This window comes from Rathayibacter sp. AY1B6 (assembly GCF_002932755.1).
Taxonomy (GTDB): Bacteria; Actinomycetota; Actinomycetes; order Actinomycetales; family Microbacteriaceae; genus Rathayibacter.
The window spans coordinates 1-10,672 of sequence record NZ_PSWL01000043.1; the positions used below are offsets into that span (position 1 = coordinate 1).

Consider the following 10,672-nt stretch of genomic DNA (forward strand, 5'->3'; position numbering starts at 1 on the left):
CCTCCCGACCCCGATCACCCCAGGAGTCCCCTCATGTCCGTCGTCCTCGTCGTCAACAGCGGTTCGTCGTCGTTCAAGTACCAGCTCATCGAGATGACCACCGAGGAGACCCTCGCCAGCGGCCTCGTCGAGCGGATCGGCGAGGACACCGGCCGCACGAAGCACACCCGCGACGGGGAGTCGTTCGAGATCGAGGGGCCGATCCCCGACCACACCGCCGGCTTCGACGCGATGATCCGCGCGTTCGGCGAGCACGGTCCGAGCCTCGACGAGTTCCCTCCCGTCGCCGTGGGCCACCGCGTCGTGCACGGCGGCAAGCGCTTCTTCGAGCCCACCGTCGTCACCGACCTGGTCAAGATCAACATCGAGGACCTCGCCGACCTCGCCCCGCTCCACAACCCCGCCAACCTCGAGGGCATCGAGGCGGCGCAGAAGGCCTTCCCGGACGTCCCGCACGTCGCCGTCTTCGACACCGCCTTCCACCACACGATCCCGGCCGAGGCGTCGACCTACGCGCTGCCCGCCGAGCTCGCCGAGAAGCACCGCGTCCGCCGCTACGGCTTCCACGGCACCTCGCACAAGTTCGTCTCGGAGGCCGCCGCCGCCTACCTCGGCCGCCGCCGCTCCGACCTGAAGACGATCGTCCTGCACTTGGGCAACGGAGCGTCCGCCTGCGCCGTCGACGGCGGCGTCTCCGTCGAGACCTCGATGGGCATGACCCCGCTCGAGGGCCTGGTCATGGGCACCCGCTCCGGAGACCTCGACCCGGCCGTCGTGTTCCACCTCGCCCGCAAGGCCGGCCTCTCGATCGACGAGCTCGACACCCTCCTCAACCGCCGCAGCGGGCTCCTCGGACTCACGGGACGCGGCGACATGCGCGACGTCCAGGAGGCGGCCGAGGCCGGCGACGAGCAGGCCCGCGCCGGACTCGAGGTCTACTACCACCGCCTCCGCCACTACATCGGTGCCTTCTACGCGCAGCTGGGCCGCGTCGACGCCGTGGTGTTCACGGCCGGAGTCGGCGAGAACGTCGCCGCCGTCCGCGCCGGCGCCCTGCGCGGCCTCGAGGGCCTCGGCATCGAGCTCGACCCCGAGCGCAACACGTCCGCCGACCGCGGCGCCCGCCGCATCTCCACCGACGACTCCCGCGTCACCGTCCTCGTCGTCCCCACCAACGAGGAGCTGGAGATCGCCCGGCAGAGCTTGTCGGTCGTGTAGCGGCGGAGCCGCGACACGACTCGCGGTCGGCTTCCAGGGGTGGTGGCTTCCGCAGAGCGGGCCGCGTCGGGCTGCCCTGAATCGCTGACACGCGGCGGTGTCTGCTCGTCGTGCAGCGGTGACCCGCTGCACGACCGCGGTCGGCTTCTCGTGGGGTCTCGTTCCGCAGAGCGGGGTGCGTCGGGCTGCCCTGAATCGCTGACACGCGATTCCGGGTCGCGGCCCTCTGCCGGATGCTCGGACGCTCTTGCTGGTCGAGCAGCCGCGGCGGCTCAGGGCAGCAGGCGCGCGTCGCCCGCGTAGAGGTTGAAGCCGGAGCCGCGGCTGAAGCCGATCAGGGTGAGGCCGGAATCGCGGGCCAGGTCCACCGCCAGCGACGACGGGGCACCGACCGCGGCGAGCAGGGGGATGCCGGCCATCACGGCCTTCTGCACCAGCTCGAACGAGGCGCGCCCCGACACCTGCAGGAGCGTCCCGCGCAGCGGCAGCCGACCCTCCCGGAGTCCCCAGCCGACCACCTTGTCCACGGCGTTGTGCCGCCCGACGTCCTCCCGGAGCACCAGCAGCGAGCCGTCCGCGTCGAACAGCCCGGCCGCGTGGACGCCGCCCGTCCGCTCGAACACCGCCTGCGCCTCGCGGAGCCGGTCCGGGAGCGAGACCAGCAGCTCCCGCTCCACCCGCAGCCCGTCCTCCGCGACGCTCCACGCCGAGTCGGTGGCGACCGCCTCGAGCGACGCGAGCCCGCACACTCCGCACGAGCTCGTCGTGTAGACCGACCGCTCGCGCTCGAGCAGCACGGACTCCCGTCCGCCTCGGACACTCGCATCGACCACGTTGTAGGTGTTCTCGCCCGGCCCGGAGCCGCTGGCGCAGTAGCGCATCGCCGCCAGCTGCTCCGACTCGGTGAGCACCCCCTCGGACACCAGGAACCCGGCGACCAGGTCGAAGTCGTCGCCGGGTGTGCGCATGGTCACGCTGAAGCGCCGTCCGCCGACGCGGATCTCGAGCGGCTCCTCGACGGCGAGGACGTCCTCGCGGCGGCGGGGCGGATCGTCCGCGCGGACAGCGGTCAGGCGGGTGCGGGCGACACTGCGGGTCATGGGTCTCCTCAGGCGGTGGAGGTCATCCTCCCACCGGGAACCGGGAGCGATGCCGGGGTGCGGACGTACGATGCAGGAATGGTCGATGACGCCGAGCCCCGCGAGAGTCCGATCGACGAGAGCCGCCTCTCCGTCCGGTCGCCGAAGAGACGCGCCGTCGGGATCCCCGGCGTCGCCCACGCCCTCGAGATATCGCTCAAGCAGATGGGCCCGGTGCGCAGCGCCGAGACGCTCCTGCGGGTGAACCAGAAGACCGGCTTCGACTGCCCGGGCTGCGCCTGGCCCGAGGGCGACAAGCGCCACGTCGCCGAGTTCTGCGAGAACGGAGCGAAGGCGGTCGCCGAGGAGGCGACGCTCCGCACCGTCACGTCGGCCTTCTTCGCCGCGCACCCCGTCGCGGAGCTGGAGGAGTGGGACGACTTCGCGCTCGGCCAGCAGGGGCGTCTCACCGAGCCGATGCTGCTCGAGGAGGGCGCGACGCACTACCGGCCCGTGGGGTGGGACGAGGCGCTCGACCTCGTGGCCGAGGAGCTGCGCGCCTGTGCGAGCCCCGACGAGGCGATCTTCTACACCTCCGGCCGGACCTCGAACGAGTCGGCCTTCGTCTACCAGCTGATGGTCCGCGGCTTCGGCACGAACAACCTGCCCGACTGCTCCAACATGTGCCACGAGTCCAGCGGCTCCGCCCTCACCGAGACGATCGGGATCGGCAAGGGCTCGGTGAGCCTGCGCGACGTGGAGCGGGCACCGCTGATCATCGTCGCGGGCCAGAACCCCGGCACGAACCATCCGCGGATGCTGACCGCTCTGGAGCGTGCCAAGCGCGCGGGCGGCACCATCGTGGCCGTGAACCCGCTGCCGGAGGCGGGGCTGCTCCGCTTCCAGAACCCGCAGACCGTCCGCGGCACGCTGGGCGACGGCACGGCCCTCGCCGATCACTTCCTCCAGGTGCGGCTGGGCGGCGACCAGGCCCTCTTCCAGGGCCTCGGCAAGGCGCTGCTCGAGGCGGAGGAGGCGCGCGGCGACGTCTTCGACCACGCCTTCATCCGCGAGAGCACCGGCGGCCTCGCCGAGTACCTCCACGGGCTGCGCGAGGTGCAGTGGGACGAGATCGAGCGGGCGAGCGGCATCGACGAGACGCGCATCCGCACCGTCGCCGAGCTGATCGCGGCGTCCGAGGGCACCGTGGTCTGCTGGGCGATGGGCCTCACGCAGCACGCCCACTCCGTCGCCACGCTCAAGGACGTGGTCAACGTGCTCCTGCTCACCGGCAACATCGGCAAGCCCGGTGCCGGCGTCTGCCCGGTGCGCGGCCACTCCAACGTGCAGGGCGACCGCACGATGGGGATCTTCGAGCGGATGCCGGACTCCTTCCACGACGCGCTCGACCGAGAGTTCTCGTTCTTCTCGCCGCGCGAGCACGGCACGGACACCGTCGCCGCGATCCGGGCGATGCGCGACGGGAAGGCCCGCGTCTTCATGGGGCTCGGCGGCAACTTCGCCCGGGCGACGCCCGACAGCGGAGTGACAGAGGCGGCGATGCGCTCGCTCGCCCTGACCGTGCACGTCTCGACCAAGCTCAACCGCTCGCACGTCGTCACCGGCCGGCGCGCGCTGATCCTGCCCACCCTCGGCCGCACCGACTCCGACGTGCAGCGCTCGGGCGAGCAGCGGGTCACGGTCGAGGACTCGATGAGCGCCGTGCACGCCTCCCGGGGCCGCCTGCGCCCGCCGAGCCCGGGCCTGCGCTCGGAGGTGGCGATCCTCACGGGGATCGCGGAGCGGCTGCTCGAGGGCCGTGAGAACGTCCCCCGGGTCGATTGGGCGGGACTGCGCGACGACTACCGCCGCATCCGCTCGCACATCGCCCACGTCGTCCCCGGCTTCGACGGCTTCGAGGCCCGGATCGACGTGCCCGGCGGCTTCGTCCTCCCGCATCCGCCGCGCGACTCGCGCCGGTTCGACACCCCCTCCGGCCTGGCCCGCTTCACCGCGAATCCCCTCGAGTACCCGCGGGTGCCGGAGGGCAGGCTGCTGCTGCAGACGCTGCGCTCGCACGACCAGTTCAACACCACGATCTACGGCAAGGACGACCGCTACCGCGGGATCCACGACGGTCGGCGAGTGGTGTTCGTCCACGCCGACGACGTCGCCGAGCTGGGCTTCGCGGACGGAGCGATGGTCGACCTGGTCTCGGAATGGCCCGACGGCGTCGAGCGGCGGGCGGAGGCGTTCCGCGTCGTGGCCTACGACACGCCCCGCGGCTGCGCGGCCGCGTACTACCCGGAGACGAACGTCCTCGTGCCGCTGGACTCGACCGCGAAGATCAGCAACACGCCGACCTCGAAGTCGGTCGTGATCCGCCTCGAGCCGGCGGCGTAGGCCTCACCAGGGCAGCGGCAGCAGGCGCACGGAGTCGCCCGCTGCCGCCCCCGGCGCGGGAACGACGGCGACGGCCTCGGAGGCGGCGAGCCCGGTCAGCATGTGCGAGCGGATGCCCGCGGAGGCCCGCCAGCCGTCCTCGCCGGAGGAGACGGGTACGAGCACCGTGGTCCCCGCGCGCCCGAGCGGCTCGGCGAGGACACCCCGGCCGAGGGGGCGGGCAGCGGCGCCGGACGCCGCGTCGAGGGCCGGGGGCAGGAAGGAGAGCGCCGCGAGCAGCGCGGCGAGCGGATTGCCCGGCAGCGCGATCACCAGCGTCCCGCCCGGCAGCAGCGCAGCCATGGTCGGGTGGCCGGGGCGCATGCCGACGCCGTCGACGAGGACGCGCGCCCCCACCGCATCGAGGGCGCGGCGGACCGCGTCCACCCGGGAGCGCCCGGTCCCACCCGTGGTGAGGAGGATCGGCGCCGTGCCCGCCAGCAGCGTCCGGGCGATCGCGTCCTCGTCGTCGCCGCGGCGCACGACCTCTCCCACGGCTCCGCCCGAGAGCTCGACCAGCGCGGGGAGCAGCGGTGTGAACGCGTCGCGGACCCGTCCCGCGGGCGGCATCCCCTCGGTGTCGACCTCGTCCCCCGTGAGGAGCAGGTCGACCGCGGCGGGTGGCCGGACGTCGAGCGCGTCGATCCCGGCGACCGCGAGCAGGGCGAGGTGCGCGGGAGTGAGGCGGGTCCCGGCGCCGACCAGCACGGCGCCGCGCGAGGCCTCGTCGCCCGCGAGCCGGATGTGGCGGCCGGGCGGGAGGGGCGTCCGCGCCGTGAGCAGGTCGTCGCAGACCGCGCCCTGCTCGGACGGCAGCACCGCGTCGCTCCACTCGGGCACGGCGGCGCCGGTGACGATCGGAGCGGCGGTGCCGTCCTCGAGCGGCCAGGGCCCGGGCCCGCGCACGGCCCAGCCGTCCATGGCCGAGGAGTCGTAGTGGGGGAGCGGCCGCGCGGCGGCGACGTCGCGGTCGAGGACGGCTCCCCGCGCCTCGAGGAGGGGGACGGTCGCGACGCCGGAGCGTGCGACCGCTCCGCCGACGATCCGCCTGGCCTCGTCCCAGTCGGTCGCCTCGTGCCCGTGCGCGCTCATCCCGTCCATTCTCCCGGGGCTCGGGGCGGGCCCTGGGCAGGACCCGCCCCGTCGGTCATCCCAGGTAGCCGTTCGGGTTCAGCACGAACTTCTTCGCCGCGCCCTTGTCGAAGTCGGCGTAGCCGCGGGGAGCGTCGTCCAGGCTGATCGCGGTGGCCTGGACCGCGTCGGCGATGTGCACCCGGTCGTGCAGGATCGCCATCATCAGCTGCCGGTTGTACTTCATCACCGGGCACTGGCCCGTGGTGAAGGACAGCGACTTCGCCCAGCCGAGCCCGAGCCGGATCGACAGCGAGCCCTCCTGGGCCGCTTCGTCGACTCCGCCCGGGTCGCCCGTGACGTAGAGCCCCGGGATACCGAGGGCGCCGCCCGCCGCGGTGATCGACATCAGCGAGTTCAGCACCGTCGCCGGCGCCTCCTTCCCCGAGTCGGCGCCGTTGCCGTGCGCCTCGAAGCCGACGGCGTCCACTCCGCAGTCGACCTCCGGCACGCCGAGGATCTGCTCGATCTGGCCCGCCGGATCGCCCTTCGAGACGTCGACCGTCTCGCAGCCGAAGGAGCGCGCCTGCGCCAGACGCTCCTCGTTGAGGTCCGCGACGATCACGACGGCCGCTCCGAGCAGCTGCGCTCCGACCGCCGCGGCCAGTCCGACCGGTCCCGCTCCTGCGACGTAGACCGTGGATCCGACGCCGACCCCGGCGGTCACCGCGCCGTGGAAGCCCGTCGGGAAGATGTCGGAGAGCATCGTCAGATCGAGGATCTTCTCGAGCGCCTGATCGCGGTCCGGGAACACCAGCAGGTTCCAGTCGGCGTAGGGGACCATCACGTACTCGGCCTGCCCGCCGACCCAGCCGCCCATGTCGACGTAGCCGTACGCACTGCCCGGGCGGTCCGGATTCACGTTGAGGCAGATGCCGGTCTTGCGCTCCTTGCAGTTGCGGCACCGGCCGCAGGCGATGTTGAACGGCACCGACACGATGTCGCCGACCTTGACGAACTCGACGTCGGGGCCGACCTCCACGACCTCGCCGGTGATCTCGTGGCCGAGCACGAGGTCGGACGGAGCGGTGGTGCGGCCGCGGACCATGTGCTGGTCGGAGCCGCAGATGTTGGTGGATACCGTGCGGAGGATGGCACCGTGGGGCAGCTTCCGCCCGATGTTCGCCGGATTGACGCCGGGTCCGTCCTTCAGCTCGAAGGTGGGGTAGTCGATGTCGATGACCTCGACGACTCCGGGGGACTTGTAGGCGACGGCTCTGTTGCCTGACATGCGGGGCTCCTTCAGATGGACGACCGCGGCGCAGTCGGCCGCGGGAGTCCTGCGCCGCGCTCGGTCCGAGCCGCGGCGCCGGGACTCGGGGGAACCCTACGGCGTCGGCCTGGTGCCGGATCGAGGCCGGGGGAGTAGCTTCTCAGGAGGCGTGCGAACGCTCGTCCACCGCTCGGTGCGAGGCCGCGAGCGCCGCGTCGAGCGCGTCCCGTCCGCCTCCGGCCAGGCCCGCCGCGTAGCCCGCGAGGAACGTGGTCAGCGGAGCCGCCGGCCGGACCACTCCGTGCGCAGCGCGACCGGCGAGGGCGAGCAGGGCGTCCGGGTCCGCCGGGACCTCGGCGAGGCCGAGCGCGGAGGACAGCTCGGCCCACCAGCCGGCGAGCACCTCCTCGGTGGGGCGGGTGCCGTCGGAGGCGGAGGGGCGGGGGCCGGTGGTGTCGTCCATCCGCTCAGTCTGCGCCGCGCGGGCCCGGCAGGTCGATCCCGTGCCGGAGCGCGTCGGCGGGCGCGTCGACGTCGTCGGTCGTCCCTGCGGGGACCGCGACGAGCCTCACGGACAGGTCGCGCAGGAGCACGCGCGCGGAGGCGCCGTCGGGATCGCCGAGCGCCGCGAGAGCGTCGACGAGCGCTGAGCGCCGGTGCACGCCGAGGAGCTGCTGAGGCCGACCGTCGTCGTCGACGGCCAGGAGGGAGTCCTCGACGGCGCTCGCCGCGTCCTCCAGCAGCCGGCGGACCGCCGGGCCGGGCGCGACGAGATCGGCGGCGAGCACGACGACCCACTCGGGAGCGCCCGCGCGCTCGAGCAGGGGCAGGGCGGACGAGATCCCGGCGACCGGACCGCCGAACGGGGGATCCTCCTGGACGAGCTCGGCCCCGTCGACGGCCGCTGCGAGCGACGGCGGTCCGGCCACGACCCTCCGCTCGGCTCCCCGAACGGCCGCGAGGGCCGCGCCGAGGAGCGTCGACTCGCAGTGCCGCAGGAGCGGCTTGACCGCGCCGCCGAGGCGGGAGGCCCGTCCCCCGGCGAGCACGACGGCGTCGAAGCGGGGGAGCGGCGGCGGAGGGTGCACGGCTCCGAGGCTACGCGCGCTCCCGTCTCCGCCGCCCCGGCTCCGGTGTCGGAGGTCGCGGCTACTCTTGTCGGGTGGTAGCAGCTCTGTATCGCCGGTACCGGCCCGAGACGTTCGCCGAGATGATCGGCCAGTCCCAGGTGACGGATCCGCTCATGACGGCGCTGCGCACCAACCGCGTCAACCACGCCTACCTCTTCAGCGGCCCCCGCGGCTGCGGCAAGACCACCTCGGCGCGCATCCTCGCCCGCTGCCTCAACTGCGCGACCGGCCCCACCGACACTCCGTGCGGCGTCTGCGACAGCTGCGTCGAGCTCAGCCGCGAGGGCCAGGGCTCGCTCGACGTGGTCGAGATCGACGCGGCGAGCCACAACGGCGTCGACGACGCGCGCGATCTGCGCGAGCGCGCCATCTTCGCCCCGGCGCGCGACCGCTTCAAGATCTTCATCCTCGACGAGGCGCACATGGTCACGCCGCAGGGCTTCAACGCGCTGCTCAAGATCGTGGAGGAGCCGCCGGAGCACGTGAAGTTCATCTTCGCGACCACGGAGCCGGACAAGGTCATCGGCACGATCCGCTCGCGCACGCACCACTACCCGTTCCGGCTCGTCCCGCCGGCCCAGATGCTCGACTACACGCAGGAGCTCTGCGAGCGCGAGGGCGTGCACGTGGCGGCCGGCGTGCTGCCGCTCGTGGTCCGTGCGGGCGGCGGGTCCGTCCGCGACACCCTCTCCCTGCTCGACCAGCTGATGGCCGGCTCCGAGGCCGAGACCGTCGAGTACGAGCGGGCCGTCGCCCTCCTCGGCTACACCCACGGGGCCCTGCTCGACGAGGTGGTCGACGCGCTCGCCGAGCACGACTCCGCCGAGGCGTTCGGAGCGGTCGACCGCGTCATCCAGACGGGGCAGGACCCGCGCCGCTTCGTCGAGGACCTGCTCGAGAAGCTCCGCGACCTGATCGTCGTCGCGGCGACCGGGGGAGCGGCGTCCGCCGTGCTCCGCGGCGTCTCGCAGGACGAGCTCGACCGCATGGCCGGCCAGTCCCGTGCGCTCGGCCTGGCCGAGCTCTCCCGCATCGCCGACGTGGTCAACGAGGCCCTCACCGAGATGACCGGTGCGACCTCGCCGCGCCTGCACCTCGAGCTGATGGTCGCCCGCACCCTGGTGCACGGCACCGGCGCCGGCATCGCGCCCGCTGCGGCGCAGGAGGAGCGCCCGCGGCACGTGGCCGCGCCGCGCGAGACCGCGGCGCCCGCCCCGCGGTCGTCCGAGGCGCCGCTGTCGTCCGAGCCGTCGCGCGCTCCCGAGCCCCACCACGCCTCGCACGCCGCCGCTCCCGGCTCGGTGCCCGAGTCCCTCGCGGCCGCTCCGCGCGCCGAGGCGCCGGTGACCGCGTCCGCACCCGTCGATGCGCCCCCGGTGAAGGCGCCCGAGGAGACGGCGGCCGCGCCGGAGGCGGACGAGACCGCGCCCGCCGCGTCCGGACGCCCGCGCGCGACGACCGCCGAGGCGGCTCGTCCGGAGCCGATCGAGCAGGAGTCGCCGGACGAGGCCGTCGCATCCCCTGAGGCGGCCGCCGCGCCGGCCGCCTCCGCCCCCGCTGCAGCCGTTCCGGACGCCCCCGCAGACGGCGCGGTCACCCTCCAGCGGATGAAGGACACCTGGCCCGAGATCCTCGAGGTCGTGCAGAAGGCGAAGATGACCGCCTGGCTGGTCGCCTACACGGCTCAGGTGCGTGCCCTCAAGGACGACGTCCTGACCCTCTCGTTCCCGAGCCAGAACGACGTCGAGTCCTTCAAGATGCCCGGCACCGCGGGCCAGCCCGGCGTCAGCGAGTACCTGCGTCAGGCCATCCAGCAGGTCCTCGGCCTGCGGGTGAAGTACATCGCCCGCGTCGAGCCGCGCGCCGCCGCCCCGGAGGCCGAGCGCGCCGCCGTCGAGGCGCCCGCCGCGCCCGCCCCGGCTGCGTCGGTCCCGGCCGCGACCGGCTCCGACGGCTGGGCCACCGTGGCGATCCCCGCCGATCCGACTCCGGCCGTCGAGGCCGCGACCGCCTCCGCTTCCCTCGAGGCACCCGCCGCTGCCGCTGTTCCCGTCCGCGACTCCGTTCCCGTCCGCGACTCCGCTCCCGTCCGCGACTCCGCTCCCGAGGCCGCGCCGGTCCCTGCCGCGGCCCCCGCGTCCGACGAGCCCCCGTTCGACGAGGAGCCGCCGGAGGAGGACATGCCGCCGGTCGAGCCGCCGATGCCCGACTCCTGGGCGACCGTCGCGCCGCCCGGTGAGCCCGCCGCCGCGCCCGAGCCCGCCGCCCCGTCGCGGCCCGCCCCCGTCGCCGAGCGTCCGGCTCCCGCCGCGCGTCCCGTCACCCGCACGACCCGCTCGGCGACCGCCGACGGCCGTCAGCGCTACGGCGAGGCGGTCGTGCGCGAGATCCTCGGCGCCCAGTTCATCGAGGAGCAGCCCCACACGCCGCGCGGCCCCCGCGTGACCGGCGCGTGAGAC

At 74.0% G+C, this 10,672-nt stretch carries 8 protein-coding genes; 3 read left to right on the forward strand and 5 right to left on the reverse strand.

The features are described from left to right. Nucleotides 1-33 precede the first annotated feature (33 nt). The gene (locus C5D08_RS16345; protein ID WP_104277912.1) at nt 34-1,218 is read left to right on the forward strand and encodes an acetate/propionate family kinase; all 1,185 of its coding nucleotides are present in this window, start codon (nt 34-36) and stop codon (nt 1,216-1,218) included. A 272-nt stretch (nt 1,219-1,490) separates the two neighbouring features. Here C5D08_RS16345 and fdhD read toward each other — a convergent pair whose 3' ends face one another. Then, complete coding sequence (gene fdhD, locus C5D08_RS16350) at nt 1,491-2,318, reverse strand: formate dehydrogenase accessory sulfurtransferase FdhD (protein WP_104277913.1); 828 nt, start codon at nt 2,316-2,318, stop codon at nt 1,491-1,493. A gap of 78 nt (nt 2,319-2,396) precedes the next feature. On the opposite strand from fdhD, the gene C5D08_RS16355 reads away from it, so the two are divergent. Continuing rightward, nucleotides 2,397-4,700, forward strand: coding sequence for an FdhF/YdeP family oxidoreductase (locus C5D08_RS16355; protein WP_104277914.1), 2,304 nt, complete (start codon nt 2,397-2,399; stop codon nt 4,698-4,700). A gap of 3 nt (nt 4,701-4,703) precedes the next feature. Here C5D08_RS16355 and C5D08_RS16360 read toward each other — a convergent pair whose 3' ends face one another. The 4 genes from C5D08_RS16360 to C5D08_RS16375 all read right to left on the reverse strand — a co-directional run bounded on the left by C5D08_RS16360 (nt 4,704) and on the right by C5D08_RS16375 (nt 8,171). Further along, the gene (locus C5D08_RS16360; protein WP_181110203.1) at nt 4,704-5,831 is read right to left on the reverse strand and encodes a molybdopterin molybdotransferase MoeA; all 1,128 of its coding nucleotides are present in this window, start codon (nt 5,829-5,831) and stop codon (nt 4,704-4,706) included. A 55-nt stretch (nt 5,832-5,886) separates the two neighbouring features. Then, entirely contained in the window at nt 5,887-7,101 is a 1,215-nt protein-coding gene (gene fdhA / locus C5D08_RS16365; protein ID WP_104225123.1) for a formaldehyde dehydrogenase, glutathione-independent, read from the reverse strand. Nucleotides 7,102-7,243: 142 nt separating this feature from the next. Continuing rightward, nucleotides 7,244-7,546, reverse strand: a complete 303-nt coding sequence (locus tag C5D08_RS16370; protein ID WP_219815193.1) for a DUF6457 domain-containing protein — start codon at nt 7,544-7,546, stop codon at nt 7,244-7,246. A gap of 4 nt (nt 7,547-7,550) precedes the next feature. Further along, nucleotides 7,551-8,171, reverse strand: coding sequence for a molybdenum cofactor guanylyltransferase (locus tag C5D08_RS16375; protein WP_258067443.1), 621 nt, complete (start codon nt 8,169-8,171; stop codon nt 7,551-7,553). A gap of 74 nt (nt 8,172-8,245) precedes the next feature. On the opposite strand from C5D08_RS16375, the gene C5D08_RS16380 reads away from it, so the two are divergent. Beyond that, nucleotides 8,246-10,669, forward strand: coding sequence for a DNA polymerase III subunit gamma and tau (locus tag C5D08_RS16380; protein WP_104277916.1), 2,424 nt, complete (start codon nt 8,246-8,248; stop codon nt 10,667-10,669). Nucleotides 10,670-10,672 lie beyond the last annotated feature (3 nt).